Raw genomic sequence first — 17,179 nt, 5'->3', positions numbered from 1 at the left:
GCCGGTCGGGCGGGGAGTGCTCCCTGCCCGGCCGGCGGTGATCGAGGGGTCGTCCCCTACCGGCGGTGACCGGGGGCGTCCCCTAGCGGCGGTCCTCGACGACCAGGGACGTGGCGAACGGGTCGTCGTAGGAGTCGTTGTAGTCCGAGTCGCTGTCCGCGTTCGTGGCTGCCCAGATGATCAGGCCGAGGATCGTCGCGCCGACGACGATGCCGACGGAACCGAGGATGACCCCGGCCAGCGCCATCCCCCGGTTGGTGGCCTCGCCGCGCTTGGCCCGGCCGAGGCCGATGATGCCGAAGATCAGCGCCAGGATGCCGAGGACGATGTTGAGTCCGTAGAGGCAGAAGCCGACCACCGAGACGATGCCGATCACCATCGCGGCCGTGCCCAGGCCGTTGTTGGGCACCGGGCCCCAGCCGACCGGGCCGACTCCGTAGGCGCCGTAGCCCGGGTAGCCCCCGTACGGCTGCGCGGGAGGGGCCGGGTAGCCGTAGTGCGCGGCGGGCGGCGGGGTCGCGTGACCGGGCCCGTGGGGGCCCACGGGCGGCGGGGGCACGTGCGAGGGCGCCGGTCCGAAGGCTCCGGGTCCGGCCTGGGGTATCGGGCCGGTGGCGTCCCCGGGGCCCGCGCCCGGCATCGACGTCACGGTCGGCTGGTCGTGGACCGCGGGCGGCGGGTGCGCGGCGGGCGGCGGGGTCTGCGCACCCTGCTTGCCCAGCTCCACCCTGCTGTCCGGCGGCGCCCACGGATCGCGCGGCGCGGCCCCGCCCCCGGGCTGCTGTGTGTTGTCTGACATGGGCCTCCCCCATCGTGGTCCCGTCATGCTACGGCCAGGGCTCATGCCGCCGGACCCCGCCTGCGATGATCGGTGGGGCCGGTGCGCCCGGCCTTCACCACGCCGAACCGGGAGATTTCCGATGACCGACCCGCATCCCTTCATCGCCGGACTGCCCAAGGCCGAACTGCACGTCCACCACGTCGGCTCCGCCTCGCCCCGGATCGTCGCGGAGCTGGCAGCCCGCCACCCGGACTCCCAGGTCCCCACCGACCCGGAGGCGCTGGCCGACTACTTCACCTTCACCGACTTCGCCCACTTCATCGAGGTCTACCTCTCGGTGGTGGACCTGGTCCGCACCCCCGAGGACGTCCGGCTGCTCACCTTCGAGGTGGCGCGGGACATGGCCCGGCAGAACATCCGGTACGCGGAGCTGACCGTGACCCCGTACAGCTCGACCCGCCGGGGCATCCCCGAGGCCGGGTTCATGGAGGCCATAGAGGACGCCCGCCGGGCGGCCGAGGCCGAGCTGGGCGTCGTCCTGCGCTGGTGCTTCGACATCCCGGGCGAGGCCGGTCTCCAGTCGGCCGAGGAGACCGTCCGGCTCGCGGTGGAGCACCGGCCCGAGGGGCTGGTCTCCTTCGGTCTGGGCGGCCCCGAGATCGGGGTGGAGCGCCCGCAGTTCAAGCCCTACTTCGACCGGGCCATCGCCGAGGGCCTGCACTCGGTGCCGCACGCCGGGGAGACCACCGGGCCGCAGACGGTCTGGGACGCGCTGACCGCGCTGCGCGCCGAGCGCATCGGCCACGGCACCAGCTCCGTGCGGGATCCGAAGCTGCTGGAGCACCTGGCCGAGCACCGTATCGCCCTGGAGGTCTGCCCGACGTCGAACATCGCCACCCGGGCGGTCGCCGACATCGAGCGGCACCCGATCCGGGAGATGGTCCAGGCAGGTGTGCTGGTGACGGTCAACAGCGACGACCCGCCGATGTTCGGCACCGACCTCAACAACGAGTACGCGGTGGCGGCGCGGCTGCTGGAACTGGACGAGCGGGGCATCGCGGAGCTGGCGAAGAACGCCGTGGAGGCGTCGTTCCTCGACCCGGCGGGCAAGCGGAAGCTGGCCGAGGAGATCGACACGTACACGGCGAACTGGCTCCGGGCGCCCGGCCGCTGACCCGGTCGTCGACAATGGCCCCATGGCCGACACCCCCGCCCCCGCCCCCCGCGTCATCGCCGTGGCCCACCGCGGCGACCCGTATCTCGCCCGCGAGAACACCCTGTCCTCGATCCGCTCCGCCCTCGAACGGGGGGCGGACGCGGTCGAGATCGACGTACGGGTGACCCGCGACGGGGTGCCCGTGCTGCTGCACGACGCCACGCTGGAACGGCTGTGGGGCCACGACCGGCGCCTCGACCGGCTGGACCACGCCGAGCTGGTGGGGCTGACCGGCGGCGGGGTGCCCACCCTGCGCGAGGCGCTCCTGGCGGCCGGGGCGCACCGGGTGATGGTGGACCTGCCCGGCTCCACGGACGCCTCGGTGAAGAAGATCGTGGGGACGGTCCGGGAGTGCGGGGCGGGCGAACGGGCGTACTACTGCGCGGGCGCGGAGGCGATGCTGCGGGTGCGCGCCGCCGATCCGGCCGCCGAGATCGCCCTGACCTGGAACACGCTGGCCCCGCCGCGCCCGGAGCTGCTGGCGGCGGTCGGGCCGCGCTGGCTGAACTACCGCTTCGGTCTGGTCAGCCGGGAGTTGGCGGAGCGGGCGCACCGGGACGGGCTGCTCGTCTCCGCCTGGACGGCCGACACGAAGCGCACGATGCGCAGGCTGATCGACCGGGGCGTCGATTCGATCACCACCAACCGGATCGACGCGCTCCGCCAGGTGCTGGCCAACTCACCCGTGCGCGAGGCTCCTTGATCGGTCCGGCATGATGGGGGCCCGCACCGGCCCACCGTCGCGCCACCCTCGCGGCGGGGGCCCTCCGTCATCGAGGAGCAGACGCCATGGACCCCCGCCCGCAGACAGCCGCCGCCCGGATACGTTCCGACGTCGCGCACAACGCCCGTGTGTGGAACTACTGGCTGGGCGGCAAGGACAACTACCCGGTGGACCGGGCGGTGGGCGACCAGGTGACCGGGATGTACCCGAGCATCGGCGAAGTGGCCCGCGCCGACCGGGCGTTCCTCGGCCGGGTGGTGCGCCATCTGGCCGGCGACGTGGGCGTCGACCAGTTCCTCGACGTCGGCACGGGTCTGCCGACCGTGAACAACACCCATGAGATCGCCCAGCACACCGCGCCGCACGCGCGCATCGTGTACGTGGACAACGACCCGATCGTGCTGGCCCACGCCCGTGCGCTGCTGACCAGTTCGCCGGAGGGCGCGACCGAGTACGTGGACGCGGACGCGCACCGCCCGGAGCAGATCCTGCGGGCCGCCGAGCCCACCCTGGACCTGGGGCGGCCCGTCGCGGTGATGATGCTCGGCATCCTGAACTTCGTGCTGGACACGGACGAGGCGCGGTCCATCGTGCGGACGCTGATGGCGGCGGTGCCCTCGGGCAGCCACCTGGTGCTGACCCATCCGACGCTGGAGCTGGGCGGCGAGGGCAACGAGGCGGCGATGCGCTTCTGGAACGAGAACGCCACCCCGCCGATCACCGCGCGCAGCCGGGAGGAGTTCGCCTCGTTCCTGGACGGGCTGGAGATCCTGGAGCCGGGGATCGTCTCCTGCTCCCGCTGGCGGACGAACCCGCGGGAGCCGGAGGTCGCCCAGTTCGGGGTGGTGGCCCGGAAGCCCTGACGGCGGGACGGGCCGGGGCACGGGACCGGATGCTCCGGCCCGGCAGCCCCGGCCCGGGCGGTCGCCCGACGGGCGTCAGGCGCTCGCCGGCACGGACGCCGGGGCGGGGGCGGGCGCCCGCTCCAGCGCCTCCAGCCGCTTGATCATGCGACGGACGATCAGCAGCGGGATGACGCCGAAGACCCCGAAGGACATGTCGATCAGGCTCCACCAGAACGGGATGGCGCGGATGGGGCCGCAGATCAGGGCGAGCGGGATGATCCCGGCGCAGGCGATCATGCCGAACTCGATGACCCAGATGTTGCGGACCGGGTCGCGGTAGGGGCCGTAGAAGGCGACCGCGATGACCAGGTGGGCGAAGGCCAGCCAGTCGGTGCCGTACAGCATGAAGGGCTGCTCGCGGTCGACGGTGTCGAGCCCTTCGCGGACCCGGGTGATCCACTCCATCAGGCCCGGGAAGTGCTCGGGGACCGGCGACGCGGAGGCGCTCAGCAGCTCCTCGGCCCAGCGGAGTTCGGTGACGAGCGGGAAAGCCGTGAGCCCGCTCAGCACCAGACAGACGATGAAGAACACCAACCACCCGCGTATACGCCGTGTGAGGGCGTGTCGCTCGCTCATGTCCGCAGCGTACGCCCGCGTTTGCCGCCTCTTTACGCTGCCCCCGTCAGGGCTTCACAAGCCGACGACGGAGTTCCACTTCTTGGCGAAGTCGGTGCGTTCCTCGGAGGTGATGTCGCGCGCGATGGCGAGCCGTTTCCGCATCGCGCCGTCGGGGAAGATCAGCGGATCCTCGGCGAGTGCGGCCGTCTCCCCGTCCTTCGAGGAGGCCAGGACGTCCCGGGCGGCGGGCACGGGGCAGACGTAGTTGACCCAGGCGGCGAGTTCGGCGGCGGCCTCGGGGTCGTAGTAGTGGTCCACCAGCCGTTCCGCGTTGCGCTTGTGGCGGGCGAGGTTGGGGATCATGAGGGACTCCGCCCACAGTTCGGCGCCCTCCTCGGGGACGACGAACGCGATGTCGGGGTTGTCGGCCTGGAGCTGGATGACGTCGCCGGAGTACGCCTGGCAGGCGAGCACGTCGCCGGTGGCGAGGTCCTTGACGTAGTCGTTGCCGGTGAAGCGGCGGATGTGCTTCGAGCGGACCCGCTTCTCCGTCTGCTCGCAGATCTCGTGGAAGTCGTCGGCCGTCCAGCGGGTGATGTCGACGCCGTTGCCCTGCATCAGCAGGGCGAACGACTCGTCGAGCCCGGAGAGCAGGGTGACCCGGCCGCGCAGGTCGTCCGCCCACAGCTCGTTCGTGGACCGGATCTCGCGGCCGAGCTTCTTCCGGTTGTAGGCGATGCCGGTGATGCCGGACTGCCAGGGGACGCTGTGGAGCCGCCCCTCGTCGAAGGCGGGGTTCCGCAGCAGCGGGTCGAGGTACCGGGCGACGTTGGGCTGCCTCGCGCGGTCCATCTCCTGGACCCAGCCGAGCCGGACGAAGCGGGCGGCCATCCAGTCGCTGATGACGATCAGGTCCCGGCCGGTCTCCTGGTGGTTCATCAGCGCGGGGCTGATCTTGCCGAAGAACTCGTCGTTGTCGTTGATCTCCTCGGTGTACGTGACGGAGATCCCGGTCCGCTCGGTGAAGGCGTCCAGGGTGGGCCGCTTCGACTCGTCGTCGTCATCGGTGTCGATGTAGAGCGGCCAGTTGGCGAAGTGGAGCGTGCGGTCGGTGGCGGAGCGGTCGCGTCCGGCCCGTTTCCCCGGCTCGACGAAGGCCGCGGGCACGCCGCAGCCGGCCAGGGCGGCGCCGGCCGCTCCCGCCCCGAGGGCGCGCAGGAGGGAACGGCGGGACACGGGGTTCTTCCTGATCGCTCGCACCAGCGCAGGATGCCGGGTGGCGGCCCGGCGGACAATGGACCAAGCGTCCAGCGGGCCGGGTCCGCCCCGCACACCTTGTACAGGGGGAACGGAAGCGGCCCCGGGACGGAGCCCGGGGCCGCGTACCGCCTCGACGAGAGGATCAGTCCTCGATGGACGTCATGACGTGCTTGATGCGGGTGTAGTCCTCGAAGCCGTACGCGGAGAGGTCCTTGCCGTAACCGGACTTCTTGAATCCGCCGTGCGGCATCTCGGCGACCAGCGGGATGTGGGTGTTGATCCACACGCAGCCGAAGTCGAGGTTCTTGGACATGCGCATGGCGCGGGAGTGGTTCTGCGTCCAGACCGAGGAGGCGAGCGCGTACTCGACGCCGTTGGCGTACTCGACGGCCTGCTTCTCGTCGCTGAAGGACTGGACGGTGATGACGGGGCCGAAGACCTCGTTCTGGATGATCTCGTCGTCCTGCTTCAGGCCGGAGACGACGGTCGGGGCGTAGAAGTAGCCCTTGTCGCCGACCCGGTGGCCGCCCGCCTCGACCTTGGCGTGAGCGGGCAGACGCTCGATGAAGCCGCTGACCTGCTTCAGCTGGTTGACGTTGTTGAGCGGGCCGTACGCCACGTCCTCGTCGTCCGGCTGCCCGGTCTTCGTGTCGGCGGCGGCCTTGGCCAGGGCGGTCACGAACTCGTCGTGGATCGACTCGTGGACCAGCACGCGGGTGGCGGCCGTGCAGTCCTGGCCGGCGTTGAAGAAGCCCGCCTCGGAGACGCCCGCCACCGTCTTGGCGATGTCGGCGTCCTCGAAGACCACGACGGGCGCCTTGCCGCCGAGCTCCAGGTGGACGCGCTTGACGTCCTTGGCGGCGGACTCGGCGACCTGCATGCCGGCCCGTACCGAACCGGTGATGGAGGCCATCGCCGGGATCGGGTGCTCGACCATGGCGCGGCCGGTGTCCCGGTCGCCGCACAGGACGTTGAAGACGCCCTTGGGGAGGAACTGGCCCATGATCTCGGCCATGAGCACGGTCGACGCCGGGGTGGTGTCGGACGGCTTGATGACGACCGTGTTGCCCGCGGCGAGGGCCGGGGCGAACTTCCACACGGCCATCATCAGCGGGTAGTTCCACGGCGCGACCTGGGCGCAGACGCCGACCGGCTCGCGGCGGACGATGGAGGTCAGCCCCTCCATGTACTCGCCGGCCGAACGGCCCTCCAGCAGGCGGGCGGCCCCCGCGAAGAAGCGGATCTGGTCGACCGCCGGCGGGATCTCCTCGCTGCGGACCAGCCCGATCGGCTTGCCGGTGTTCTCCGACTCGGCGGCGATCAGGTCCTCGGCCCGCTCCTCGAAGGCGTCCGCGATCTTCAGCAGGGCCTTCTGGCGCTCGGCGGGCGTGGTGTCGCGCCACGCGGGGAAGGCCGCGGCGGCGGCCTCCATGGCGGCATCGACGTCGGCCCGGCCGGAGAGCGGGGAGGTCGCGTAGACCTCTTCCGTCACCGGGCTGACCACATCGATGGTCCGCCCGTCCGCGGCGTCCCGGAACTCTCCGTTGATGTAGTTGCGCAGACGGCGCACCTCGGTGGTCACAACCACCCCTCCTGTCGGCTGTCCGATGGGTGAGACGTCCACCTTAATCGCTGCGGTGACGCTTTCGACATACCCAACCGCCGCCAACTTCGGATTCAGTCAGATCCAAGCTCCCAGACAACGAATTTCATCGATCTGGGGTTGCGAGACAGACGAGGGCGGTGCATGGTGGATGCGTGGCCAGTCGCAGCGCAGACTCCAGGACAGGGAACGGATCACCGCACGCGGTCGATGCCGTCTCCCTCGCAATCATCGAGCAGCTCCAGGAGGACGGACGGCGCCCGTACGCCGCGATCGGCAAGGCCGTCGGCCTCTCCGAAGCGGCCGTGCGCCAGCGCGTCCAGAAGCTGCTCGACCAGGGCGTGATGCAGATCGTCGCCGTCACGGACCCGCTCACCGTGGGGTTCCGGCGCCAGGCGATGGTCGGCATCAACGTCGAGGGCGACCTCGACCCGGTGGCCGAAGCCCTGTCGGCCATGGCCGAGTGCGAGTACGTGGTGATGACCGCGGGCTCCTTCGACCTGATGGTGGAGATCGTCTGCGAGGACGACGACCACCTTCTGGAGATGATCAACAAACGCATCCGGACCCTTCCCGGCGTGCGCTCCACCGAGAGCTTTGTTTACCTCAAGCTCAAGAAGCAGACCTATATGTGGGGAACCCGATAGCCGTGAGCAAGGACCTCAGCCGAACCGCGTACGACCACCTGTGGATGCACTTCACCCGCATGTCGGACTACGAGAACGCACCCGTTCCCACCATCGTGCGCGGCGAGGGAACGTACATCTTCGACGACAAGGGCAAGCGCTACCTGGACGGCCTCTCCGGCCTGTTCGTGGTCAACGCCGGCCACGGCCGTCACGAGCTCGCCGAGACGGCGTACAAGCAGGCCCAGGAGCTCGCCTTCTTCCCGGTGTGGTCCTACGCCCACCCGAAGGCCGTCGAGCTGGCCGAGCGGCTCGCCGACTACGCCCCGGGCGACCTCAACAAGGTCTTCTTCACCACCGGTGGCGGCGAGGCCGTCGAGACCGCCTGGAAGCTGGCCAAGCAGTACTTCAAGCTCCAGGGCAAGCCGACCAAGTACAAGGTCATCTCGCGTGCGGTCGCCTACCACGGCACCCCGCAGGGCGCCCTGTCCATCACCGGTCTCCCGGCGCTGAAGGCCCCCTTCGAGCCGCTGGTCCCCGGCGCGCACAAGGTGCCGAACACCAACATCTACCGCGCCCCGCTCTTCGGCGACGACCCCGAGGCGTTCGGCCGCTGGGCCGCCGACCAGATCGAGCAGGAGATCCTCTTCGAGGGCCCCGAGACCGTCGCGGCCGTCTTCCTGGAGCCCGTGCAGAACGCGGGCGGCTGCTTCCCGCCGCCGCCCGGCTACTTCCAGCGGGTCCGCGAGATCTGCGACCAGTACGACGTGCTGCTCGTCTCCGACGAGGTCATCTGCGCCTTCGGCCGGCTCGGCACGATCTTCGCCTGCGACAAGTTCGGCTACGTGCCGGACATGATCACCTGCGCGAAGGGCATGACCTCGGGCTACTCCCCGATCGGCGCGTGCATCGTCTCGGACCGGGTCGCCGAGCCGTTCTACCAGGGCGGCAACACCTTCCTGCACGGCTACACCTTCGGCGGCCACCCGGTCTCGGCGGCGGTGGGCCTCGCCAACCTCGACATCTTCGAGCGCGAGAACCTCACCCAGCACGTCCTCGACAACGAGAACGCCTTCCTGACCACGCTCCAGAAGCTGCACGACCTGCCGATCGTCGGCGACGTCCGCGGCAACGGGTACTTCTACGGCATCGAGCTGGTGAAGGACAAGGCGACCAAGGAGACGTTCACCGACGAGGAGACCGAGCGCGTCCTGTACGGCTTCCTCTCCAAGGCGCTGTACGAGAACGGCCTGTACTGCCGGGCCGACGACCGCGGCGACCCGGTCGTCCAGCTCGCCCCGCCGCTGATCTCCGACCAGTCCACGTTCGACGAGATCGAGGGCATCCTGCGGAACGTCCTCACGGAGGCGTGGGCCAAGCTCTGACCGCCACCAGGTCCCCCGGCCGATAGCCGCTCAGCGGTCATTTCATCGGTCCACGCGGCCCGGATACGCCCCTTCGAGTGAGAAGGGGGGTGTCCGGGCCGCGCGCCGTGCGCCCGCACCGGTCCGACTCCCTACGGTGCCCAGTGACCGATCGGCCGCGTCTTCGTTCCCCCGTACGGGGGAACGGGAAATCTGACCTGAACCGAGGTGTACGCCATGGTGGCCCCGCCGGACAACGACGTGATCTGGGCGCGTTCCCTGCACCACTCCCACAACGGATCGCCCGGGCTCGGCGGCGTCTCCCTCGGCGTCCGGGACGCCGAGATCCTCGCCGTGACCGGACCCCGGGGCAGCGGGAAGACGACGCTGCTGCACTGCCTCTCGGGCCGCCTGGTCCCCCAGGAGGGCGAGGTCTGGTTCAACAGCGTGCCCGTCCACACCATGGCCCCCCGGGTCCGCGAGCAGCTGCGCCGCGAGCGCTTCGGCTGGATCGGCGCGGACCCGGGGCTGGTCCCCGAGCTGACCGTCCGGGAGAACGTGGCGCTGCCCCTGCTGCTGCGCGGCGTCTCGCACCGGGCCGCCGGGAAGGCCGCCGCCGAGTGGATGGAGCGCCTGGACATCGCCGCCTTCGCCAAGAAGCGGCCGCACGCCCTGCTCCAGGCGCAGCGCCAGCGGGTCTCGGTGGCCCGTGCCCTGTGCGGGTCACCGGCGGTGGTCTTCGCCGACGAACCCACCGCGTCCCTGCACCGCACGGACCGCGCCCAGGTGCTGCGCACCTTGACCACGGCGGTCCGCTCGCACGGCATCACCCTGGTGCTGGCCACCCACGACACGGAGGTCGCCGCGCTCGCGGACCGGGCGCTCCCGCTGCTGGACGGCCGCTGCGTCGCCACGGTCACCCTGCCCGCGAAACCGGAAGCGGAGGGCCGCGCGGCGTGCTCGCTCTCCGTCTAGCCCGCGGCTCCCACCCCCTCGTCCTGGTCCGCCGTCTGCTGGTGGCCGCCGCCTCGGCCGGCGTCGGGTTCCTCCTCCTCTGCTCCCTCGGGTACGCCGTGGCCCACCCCGCCTCCGCCGGTTCGGTGCTGCGGCTGCTGTGGTGCTTCGTCCCGCTGGCCGCCACCGTGCAGTTCGCGGTGGCGGTGGCCCGTGCCGACCCGAGCACCCGGCCCCGGCCCGGTCTCTCCGCACTGGGCATGGGGCCGGTCCGGCTCTCGGCACTGGCCGCGGTCTCCACCGCCGTCTCCACCACCCTCGGCTCGGTGGTGGCCCTGCTCCTCTTCCTGCACCTGCGCGGCGATCTGACCGGGATGCCGTTCGACGGCGGCGCGGCGGAGTTCCTCGGTGCGGGCGCTCCGCTGCCGCTCGCCGCCGCGCTGACGCTGCTGGCGCTGGTCCCGGTGACCGCCTCGGTGGCCGGGGCGCTGGCGCTGCGGTCACGGCCCGACCCGGCGCGGGACGCCTTCGGCTCCGAGGAGCTGCCGGAGCCCGCCCCGGCCCCGGCCGGGCTCCCCTGGGGCGTGGCCCTGGTCGCCGCCGGCCTGGCGGTCGAGGCGATCGCCTCCCGGGGGGCGGGCGGCAACGCGTTCCCGCTGCCCGGACGGTACGACTCCACGCCGGTGGCGGTGCTGATCGGGTGGACGCTCACCGCGGTCGGCCTGGCGACGGCCGGCCCGAGCCTGACGCACCTGTGCGGGCGGGCGCTGCAGGCGGTGCGCCCCGGGGCCGTACGGCTGCTGGCGGGCCGCGTCCTGATGGACGAGGCCCGCCGGATCGGCCGCCCCCTCGGCGTCGTCTGCGCGGTGGTCTCCGCGGCGATCGCCGCGTCCGCGCTGTACGGGGGCGGCGATCGCCCCTACGGCCCGCTCACCGCGCTCGGCGCGGTGCTGGTCATCGGCTGCACGACGGCGACGCTGCTGACTTCGGCGCTGGAGGCCAAGCACGCCCGCGCCCATACGGTCGGGGTACTGCTCGCCATGGGCGCCCCGGCCGCCGCCCTGCGCCGGGCGACGGCGCTGCGGGCGGTCGCGCTGCTGGCCCTGTTCGCCCCGCTCACCTGGTTGATCGCGCAGCTGGCGGCGCTTCCGCTGACGCGGTGACGCGCGGGGCTGCCGGGAACGAGGGCCGCCGGGGCCGGACGCGCCGGCCGCGGTGGAGCACGGCCGCCGGGGGCTCCCGGGGGTACGGCGGGAGCCCCCGGCGGGATCAGGGGCGGGCGGCCAGGCGGGCGGCCAGGGCGTCGAAGAACGCCTCCCAGCCGTCCTCGGCCGCCGCGTACTGCTCGGGGGTGAGGTGGCCGCCGCGCTGCTGGAAGGCCAGTTCGGTCCGGCCGTCCCCGAGATCGCTGAAGGTGACGGTGACGGTCTCGCCCTCGGCGTCCTCGGGGGCAGAGCCGTCCTTCAGCGTGAAGACCAGCCCGTCGGGCTCGCTCACCTCGCGGTAGACCCCCCGGAAGGGCATCTCCACCCCCGGCATCACGAGGACCAGGCTCCACGCGCCGCCGGGCCGTACGTCCATCGCCACCCGGTCCAGCGGGACCTCCGCCTCGCCCCCGTACCAGGCCGCGAAGTCCTCCGGTGAGGTCCAGGCGGCGAAGACCCGCTGCTGCGGGGCGTGCAGGACGCGGGTGAGGTCGATGCCCTCGCGGGTGCCACCGGTCATGATCACGGTCCTCGTCGGCTCGGCCGTCCCCGCCGGGGCGGGCGCGCGTCCGGCGGAGTCTCCCCTCCAGCTTGCCCGGCCCCGCGCCCCCGTGTCGCGTCGACCGGGAACGCGGCGGCCCGCCGGCCGCTCGGGGCCGCTCAGCGGGCGCCGCCGGCCAGCACCACCGTCTCCGCCGCGTCGAAGCGCACGCCCACGACCGCGCCCTCGTCCGGGGTGTCCCGCAGGGCGCACTCGGCCTCCAGGACCGGCGCGTTCTCGGGCGCCAGCCGTACGGTCACGTGGTGGCCCCGGAAGGTGCGGGCGCCGACCGTGCAGCGCAGGCCCTCCTCCGGCGCGCCGATCAGGACCCCGGCGGGCCGGACCAGCAGGTCGGCCTCGCCCTGCGGGGAGCCCTCGGGCACCGGAACCTTGCCCCAGGCGGTGGCGGCGGCCCGCCCGCTCACCGTCGCCCCGGTGACGTTGTCGAAGCCGAGGAACCGGGCGACGAACGCGGAGGCCGGGCGCTGCCAGACGTCCAGCGGGCTGCCCTCCTGCGCGATCCGGCCGTCCCGCATCACGACGACCCGGTCGGCGAGGGCGAACGCCTCGCCCTGGTCGTGGGTGACGGCCAGCACGGTGGTGCCCAGCTCCCGGAAGAGCGTGCGCAGTTCGACGACGATCCGTTCGCGCAGGCTCCGGTCGAGCTGGCCGAGCGGTTCGTCCAGCATCAGCAGCTTCGGACGCGGGGCGAGGGCGCGGGCCAGGGCGACACGCTGCTGCTCACCGCCGGAGAGCGCGGCGACCGCGCGGCGCTCGGCTCCGGGCAGGCCGACGAGCTCCAGCAGCTCCCGGACCCGGCTCGCGGTCTCGGCCCGTCCGACGCCGTGCATCCGCAGCCCGAAGGCGATGTTGGCGCCGACGTCCCGGTGCGGGAAGAGCTGGTGGTCCTGGAACATCAGGCCGAGGCCGCGCCGGTGCACCGGGACGCCCGCCTGGTCCCGGCCGTCCAGCAGGACCCGCCCGCCGTCCATCGGCTGGAGCCCGGCGACGGCCCGGAGCAGGGTGGACTTCCCGCTGCCGCTGGGGCCGAGCAGGCAGACGATCCGGTGGTCGGCGACCTCCAGGTCCACCGCGTCCAGCGCCGTCCGCTTCCCGAACCGTACGGTGGCATCCCGCAGACTCAGCATGTCGTTCAGAACTCCCCTGATCGGTCGGTGCGAATGCGCTCCAGGAGCAGCAGCGACACCGCGCACACCAGCATGAGGATCGTGCTCAGGGCCATCGCCTGCCCGTAGTTCAGCTCTCCCGACCGGCCGAGCAGCCGGGCCACGGCGACCGGCAGGGTCGGGGTGTCGGGCCGTGCGATGAAGACCGTCGCGCCGAACTCCCCGAGGGAGACGGCGAAGGCGAAGCCCGCCGCGACCAGCACCGCCCGCCGCACCAGCGGCAGATCGACCTCCCGCCAGGCCCGCAGCGGCGATGCCCCGAGCACGGCGGCGGCCTCCCGCAGCCGCTCGTCGACCGCGCGCAGCACCGGCAGCATCGTCCGTACGACGAAGGGGACGCCGACCAGCGCCTGCGCCAGGGGGACCAGGATCCAGGAGGTCCGCAGGTCGAGCGGCGGCTCGTCCAGGGTGATCAGGAAGCCGAAGCCCACGGTGACGGCGGAGACCCCGAGCGGCAGCATCAGCAGCGCGTCGAAGCCCCGGACCAGCCGCCCGGCCCGCCGGGTCAGGGCCGCCGCCGCGAGCCCGCCGACGACGAGGGCGATCAGCGTCGCGACGAGCGCGTACCGCAGGGAGTTGCCGACGGCCTCCAGCGGCGGCACCAGGAAGGTGGAGGAGGCGCCGGACCCGGCGGACCCGAGGGTCCGGTAGTAGCCGAGGCCGTAACCGTCCGCTCCGCCGGCTCCCTCGAAGGAACGCTCCACCAGCACGCCGAGCGGCAGCAGGATCAGCAGCAGCGCGGTGAGCAGGACGCCGCCGAGCAGCGCCCACTGCCCCGCGCCGCGCGGCCGGCGGGAGGTCCGGGCCGGGTCGACCAGCTTCAGCGCCCGTTCCCGGCGGCGCACGGTCGCGGCGTGCACGGCGAGGATCGCGCCGACCGCGGTGAACTGCACCAGGGTCAGCACGGCGGCGGTCGGCAGGTCCAGCAGCTGGGCGGTCTGCCGGTAGACCTCCACCTCCAGGGTGGAGTACGCCGGTCCGCCGAGGATCTGCACGACGCCGAAGGAGGTGAAGGTGAAGAGGAAGACCATCAGCGCGGCGGCGGCGACGGCCGGGGCGAGCGCGGGCAGCGTCACCCGGCGGAACGCGGCGAACCGTCCGGCCCCCAGCACCCGGGCGGCCTCCTCCTGGCGCGGATCGAGCTGGGACCACAGGCCGCCGACCGTGCGGACGACGACGGCGTAGTTGAAGAAGACGTGGGCCAGCAGGATCGCCCACACCGTGGTGTCGAGGCGGACGCCCCCCAGCTCGTCGAGGAGCCCGCCCCGCCCCAGCACCGCCAGGAACGCGGTGCCGACGACGACGGTCGGCAGCACGAACGGCACGGTGACGACGGCCCGCAGCACCTGTTTGCCGGGGAAGGCGAAGCGGGCGAAGACGTACGCCCCGGGCAGGGCGATCAGGAGGGTGAGCGCGGTCGAGGCGAGGGCCTGCCAGGTGGTGAACCAGAGGACGTCGAGGATGTCCGGGCGGCCCAGCACCTCGCCGATCCGCCCGAACCGCCAGCCGTCGTCCGTCGTGAGCCCGCGGCCGACGATCGCGGCCACGGGGTAGGCGAAGAAGACCGCGAAGAAGGCGACGGGCACGGCCATCAGGCCCAGTCGCAGCGCGGCCCCGCGCCGTCCGGCCCCGCGCGCGGGCGGCGCGGGCCGGGCGGTCCGCTTCCCGGGCTCTACTTCAGGACCAGCGACTGCCACGACTGGATCCACTGCTCACGGTGGGCGGTGATCTTCTCGGGCGCCACGGTGGGCGGCGTCTCGACCCGCTCGCCGAACTTCGTGAACAGCTCCGGCAGCTTCGCGTCCTCGACGACCGGGTTCACGAACATGTTCAGCGGCATGTCCTCCTGGAAGGTCTTGCTGATCAGGAAGTCCAGCAGCGCCTTGCCGCCCACCTCGTTCTTCGCCCCGGTCAGCAGCCCGGCGTACTCGGTCTGCCGGAAGCAGGTGCCGGTGGCGACCCCGGTGGGGGCCTCCTCGGGCTGCGGGTCGGCGTAGAGCACCTCGACGGGCGGGCTGGAGGCGTAGGAGACGACGAGCGGCCGGTCGGCGCCGGTCTTCTTGCCGCCGGCGGAGCCGGAGAACTCCTCGTTGTACGCCTGCTCCCAGCCGTCGACGACCTTGACGCCGTTGGCCTTGAGCTTCTTCCAGTACGCCTCGTAGCCGTCCTCGCCCTGGGAGGCGACGGTGCCGAGGAGGAAGCCGAGACCGGGCGAGGAACTGGCCGCGTTCTCGGTGACGAGGAGGTTCTTGTACGCGGGCTTCAGCAGGTCCTCGAAGGTCTTCGGCGGCGCGAGCTTCTTGTCGGCGAAGTACTTCTTGTCGTAGTTGACGCAGATGTCGCCGGTGTCGACGGGGGTGACGCGGTGCTTCGCGTCCTGCTGGGTGTCCTGGGCGACCCGGTCCAGGCCCTCGGCCTCGTACGGGGTGAACAGGCCGTTGTCGAGGGCGCGGGAGAGCAGGGTGTTGTCGACGCCGAAGAAGACGTCGCCGCGCGGGGAGCCCTTGGTCAGGATCTCCTGGTTGAGCGCGGCTCCGGCGTCGCCGCTCTTGAGGGTCTTGACCCGGTAGCCGGTCTCCTCCGTGAACGCCTTCAGCACGCCCTCCGAGACGTTGAAGGAGTCGTGGCTGACCAGGGTCACGGTCTTGGAGCCGCTGCCCTTGGACGCCCCGGGGCCCGCCGAGCCGTCGTCGCCGCCGCAGCCGGCGAGCACGGTGACGCCGAGCGCCGCGGCGAGCGCGGTCGCCGCGTACTTCGTGGTGGTGGTCATGTGGTTCCTCCTGGGGGTGACCAGGAAGAGACGCGGCCCTGCCCGCTCCCGGGCGAACCGGAGGCGGGCAGGGCGCAACAGCTTGAGTACTGTCCGAACTTCCTACCCGGAATGACCCGGGCGAGGTTCAGAGGGTCTGCGGCCGACCTGTCCTCGGTGCCGCACTCTCAGCGCTGTGGCGCTCCCCTGTCGGAATATGAAGTTGGTTCCGGCCCAGGCTACACGGACGGTTTCCGACCGGTCCGGGAGGCCGCGTGGGGCCACGGGCCTCCGCTCTCGGCCGGGCCCCGGCGCGGTCCCTCGCCTCAGCGCTCGGAGGCCGCGAGCTGCCCGCAGGCCCCGTCGATCTCCTGGCCGCGGGTGTCCCGGACGGTGACGGGCACGCCGTGGGCCGCGATGGCCTCGACGAACGCCTTCTCGTCCTCGGGCCGCGAGGCGGTCCACTTGGAGCCCGGCGTGGGGTTCAGCGGGATCAGGTTGACGTGGACCCGCTTGCCCTTGAGCAGCCTGCCGAGCAGGTCGCCGCGCCACGCCTGGTCGTTGATGTCCCGGATCAGGGCGTACTCGATGGAGATCCGGCGGCCGGACTTCTCCGCGTACTCCCAGGCGGCGTCCAGGACCTCGCGGACCTTCCACCGGGTGTTGACGGGGACGAGGGTGTCGCGCAGCTCGTCGTCCGGGGCGTGCAGCGAGACGGCGAGGCGGCACTTGAAGCCCTCGTCGGCGAAGCGCAGCATGGCCGGGACGAGGCCCACGGTGGAGACGGTGATGCCGCGCTGCGACAGACCGAGGCCGTCCGGCTCCGGGTCGGTGAGCCGGCGGATCGCGCCGACCACGCGCTTGTAGTTGGCGAGCGGCTCGCCCATGCCCATGAAGACGATGTTGGACAGCCGCGCCGGGCCGCCGGGCACCTCGCCGTCGCGCAGGGCGCGCATGCCGTCCACGATCTGGTGCACGATCTCGGCGGTCGACAGGTTGCGGTCGAGGCCGGCCTGGCCGGTGGCGCAGAACGGGCAGTTCATGCCGCAGCCGGCCTGCGAGGAGATGCACATGGTGACGCGGTCCGGGTAGCGCATCAGGACGGACTCGACCAGCGTCCCGTCGTGCAGCTTCCACAGGGTCTTGCGGGTGGTGTCGTCGTCGCAGCTGATGTGCCGGACCACCGACATCAGCTCGGGGAAGAGCGCCTCGGCCAGCTTCTCGCGCGACCCGGCGGGGACGTTGGTCCACTGGGCGGGGTCGTGCGCGTACCGCGAGAAGTAGTGCTGCGAGAGCTGCTGGGCGCGGAAGGGCTTCTCACCGGTCGCGGCGACCGCTTCCTTGCGCTCGGCGGGCGTGAGGTCGGCGAGGTGCCGCGGGGGCTTCTTGGCTCCGCGGGGCGCGACGAAAGTGAGTTCTCCGGGCTTAGGCATGGTTCATCCAGTGTCGCAGACATACGAGTGAGGGCCCGACGCCCTGTGGACGACGGACCCTCACTCGTGGAAC

Annotated in this window: 16 protein-coding genes and 1 riboswitch; of the genes, 7 read left to right on the top strand and 9 right to left on the bottom strand. The window is 72.2% G+C overall.

Annotated features, from left to right (window positions below; genetic code table 11):
• Positions 1–82 precede the first annotated feature (82 nt).
• A complete protein-coding gene (locus ACH4K1_RS08710) occupies positions 83–799 on the bottom strand; it encodes a DUF4190 domain-containing protein (protein ID WP_398087822.1) in 717 nt (238 codons plus the stop codon).
• A gap of 121 nt (positions 800–920) precedes the next feature.
• Between ACH4K1_RS08710 and ACH4K1_RS08705 the strand changes: the two genes are divergently transcribed.
• The 3 genes from ACH4K1_RS08705 to ACH4K1_RS08695 all read left to right on the top strand — a co-directional run bounded on the left by ACH4K1_RS08705 (position 921) and on the right by ACH4K1_RS08695 (position 3,584).
• The gene (locus ACH4K1_RS08705; RefSeq protein ID WP_398087820.1) at positions 921–1,955 is read left to right on the top strand and encodes an adenosine deaminase; all 1,035 of its coding nucleotides are present in this window, start codon (positions 921–923) and stop codon (positions 1,953–1,955) included.
• Between the two features lie 22 nt (positions 1,956–1,977).
• Positions 1,978–2,700, top strand: coding sequence for a glycerophosphodiester phosphodiesterase (locus tag ACH4K1_RS08700; RefSeq protein ID WP_398087818.1), 723 nt, complete (start codon positions 1,978–1,980; stop codon positions 2,698–2,700).
• Positions 2,701–2,786: 86 nt separating this feature from the next.
• On the top strand, positions 2,787–3,584 hold the full coding sequence (locus ACH4K1_RS08695; protein WP_398087816.1) for an SAM-dependent methyltransferase: 798 nt from the start codon (positions 2,787–2,789) through the stop codon (positions 3,582–3,584).
• 75 nt (positions 3,585–3,659) lie between these two features.
• Here the strand turns inward: ACH4K1_RS08695 and ACH4K1_RS08690 are convergent, their stop codons facing one another.
• The 3 genes from ACH4K1_RS08690 to ACH4K1_RS08680 form a co-directional block, all read right to left on the bottom strand.
• On the bottom strand, positions 3,660–4,202 hold the full coding sequence (locus ACH4K1_RS08690) for a hypothetical protein (RefSeq protein WP_398087815.1): 543 nt from the start codon (positions 4,200–4,202) through the stop codon (positions 3,660–3,662).
• Between the two features lie 54 nt (positions 4,203–4,256).
• Entirely contained in the window at positions 4,257–5,420 is a 1,164-nt protein-coding gene (locus tag ACH4K1_RS08685; RefSeq protein WP_398087813.1) for a spermidine/putrescine ABC transporter substrate-binding protein, read from the bottom strand.
• A gap of 166 nt (positions 5,421–5,586) precedes the next feature.
• Entirely contained in the window at positions 5,587–7,026 is a 1,440-nt protein-coding gene (locus ACH4K1_RS08680) for a gamma-aminobutyraldehyde dehydrogenase (protein ID WP_398087811.1), read from the bottom strand.
• 176 nt (positions 7,027–7,202) lie between these two features.
• On the opposite strand from ACH4K1_RS08680, the gene ACH4K1_RS08675 reads away from it, so the two are divergent.
• The 4 genes from ACH4K1_RS08675 to ACH4K1_RS08660 all read left to right on the top strand — a co-directional run bounded on the left by ACH4K1_RS08675 (position 7,203) and on the right by ACH4K1_RS08660 (position 11,154).
• Entirely contained in the window at positions 7,203–7,694 is a 492-nt protein-coding gene (locus tag ACH4K1_RS08675) for an Lrp/AsnC family transcriptional regulator (RefSeq protein ID WP_073771508.1), read from the top strand.
• Complete coding sequence (locus tag ACH4K1_RS08670) at positions 7,679–9,058, top strand: aspartate aminotransferase family protein (RefSeq protein WP_073771509.1); 1,380 nt, start codon at positions 7,679–7,681, stop codon at positions 9,056–9,058. Before ACH4K1_RS08675 ends, ACH4K1_RS08670 begins: the two co-directional genes overlap by 16 nt.
• A gap of 216 nt (positions 9,059–9,274) precedes the next feature.
• Positions 9,275–10,012, top strand: a complete 738-nt coding sequence (locus ACH4K1_RS08665; RefSeq protein ID WP_398087809.1) for an ABC transporter ATP-binding protein — start codon at positions 9,275–9,277, stop codon at positions 10,010–10,012.
• Positions 9,994–11,154 carry a hypothetical protein gene (locus tag ACH4K1_RS08660; protein WP_398087807.1) on the top strand — a complete coding sequence of 387 codons (1,161 nt, stop codon included), beginning with the start codon at positions 9,994–9,996 and terminating at the stop codon, positions 11,152–11,154. Before ACH4K1_RS08665 ends, ACH4K1_RS08660 begins: the two co-directional genes overlap by 19 nt.
• 106 nt (positions 11,155–11,260) lie before the next feature.
• On the opposite strand, the gene ACH4K1_RS08655 is transcribed toward ACH4K1_RS08660, so the two are convergent.
• From ACH4K1_RS08655 to rlmN, 5 genes are all read right to left on the bottom strand, one after another.
• Complete coding sequence (locus ACH4K1_RS08655; protein WP_398087806.1) at positions 11,261–11,716, bottom strand: SRPBCC domain-containing protein; 456 nt, start codon at positions 11,714–11,716, stop codon at positions 11,261–11,263.
• A 140-nt stretch (positions 11,717–11,856) separates the two neighbouring features.
• Positions 11,857–12,885 carry an ABC transporter ATP-binding protein gene (locus tag ACH4K1_RS08650; RefSeq protein WP_398087804.1) on the bottom strand — a complete coding sequence of 343 codons (1,029 nt, stop codon included), beginning with the start codon at positions 12,883–12,885 and terminating at the stop codon, positions 11,857–11,859.
• Between the two features lie 5 nt (positions 12,886–12,890).
• A complete protein-coding gene (locus ACH4K1_RS08645; RefSeq protein WP_398087929.1) occupies positions 12,891–14,516 on the bottom strand; it encodes an ABC transporter permease in 1,626 nt (541 codons plus the stop codon).
• Positions 14,517–14,596: 80 nt separating this feature from the next.
• Positions 14,597–15,694: a thiamine ABC transporter substrate binding subunit gene (locus tag ACH4K1_RS08640; RefSeq protein ID WP_398087802.1), complete on the bottom strand. Its 1,098-nt coding sequence runs from the start codon at positions 15,692–15,694 to the stop codon at positions 14,597–14,599.
• An 81-nt stretch (positions 15,695–15,775) separates the two neighbouring features.
• Positions 15,776–15,892, bottom strand: a riboswitch (TPP riboswitch).
• Positions 15,893–15,999: 107 nt separating this feature from the next.
• Positions 16,000–17,106: a 23S rRNA (adenine(2503)-C(2))-methyltransferase RlmN gene (rlmN, locus tag ACH4K1_RS08635; RefSeq protein WP_073771516.1), complete on the bottom strand. Its 1,107-nt coding sequence runs from the start codon at positions 17,104–17,106 to the stop codon at positions 16,000–16,002.
• Positions 17,107–17,179: the final 73 nt, after the last annotated feature.

This window comes from Streptomyces sp. NPDC017448, assembly GCF_044330565.1.
Taxonomy (GTDB): Bacteria; Actinomycetota; Actinomycetes; order Streptomycetales; family Streptomycetaceae; genus Streptomyces.
The sequence above is the reverse complement of the archived record's forward strand: the minus strand, read 5'-3'. Positions and strand labels throughout refer to the sequence as shown.

Excerpts from the sequence above, each read along its gene's own strand:
- ACH4K1_RS08710 (WP_398087822.1), bottom strand. The coding sequence starts at position 799 with ATGTCAGACAACACACAGCAGCCCGGGGGCGGGGCCGCGCCGCGCGAT.
- ACH4K1_RS08705 (WP_398087820.1), top strand. The coding sequence starts at position 921 with ATGACCGACCCGCATCCCTTCATCGCCGGACTGCCCAAGGCCGAACTG.
- ACH4K1_RS08700 (WP_398087818.1), top strand. The coding sequence starts at position 1,978 with ATGGCCGACACCCCCGCCCCCGCCCCCCGCGTCATCGCCGTGGCCCAC.
- ACH4K1_RS08695 (WP_398087816.1), top strand. The coding sequence starts at position 2,787 with ATGGACCCCCGCCCGCAGACAGCCGCCGCCCGGATACGTTCCGACGTC.
- ACH4K1_RS08690 (WP_398087815.1), bottom strand. The coding sequence starts at position 4,202 with ATGAGCGAGCGACACGCCCTCACACGGCGTATACGCGGGTGGTTGGTG.
- ACH4K1_RS08665 (WP_398087809.1), top strand. The coding sequence starts at position 9,275 with ATGGTGGCCCCGCCGGACAACGACGTGATCTGGGCGCGTTCCCTGCAC.
- ACH4K1_RS08655 (WP_398087806.1), bottom strand. The coding sequence starts at position 11,716 with ATGACCGGTGGCACCCGCGAGGGCATCGACCTCACCCGCGTCCTGCAC.
- ACH4K1_RS08650 (WP_398087804.1), bottom strand. The coding sequence starts at position 12,885 with ATGCTGAGTCTGCGGGATGCCACCGTACGGTTCGGGAAGCGGACGGCG.
- ACH4K1_RS08645 (WP_398087929.1), bottom strand. The coding sequence starts at position 14,516 with ATGGCCGTGCCCGTCGCCTTCTTCGCGGTCTTCTTCGCCTACCCCGTG.
- ACH4K1_RS08640 (WP_398087802.1), bottom strand. The coding sequence starts at position 15,694 with ATGACCACCACCACGAAGTACGCGGCGACCGCGCTCGCCGCGGCGCTC.
- rlmN (WP_073771516.1), bottom strand. The coding sequence starts at position 17,106 with ATGCCTAAGCCCGGAGAACTCACTTTCGTCGCGCCCCGCGGAGCCAAG.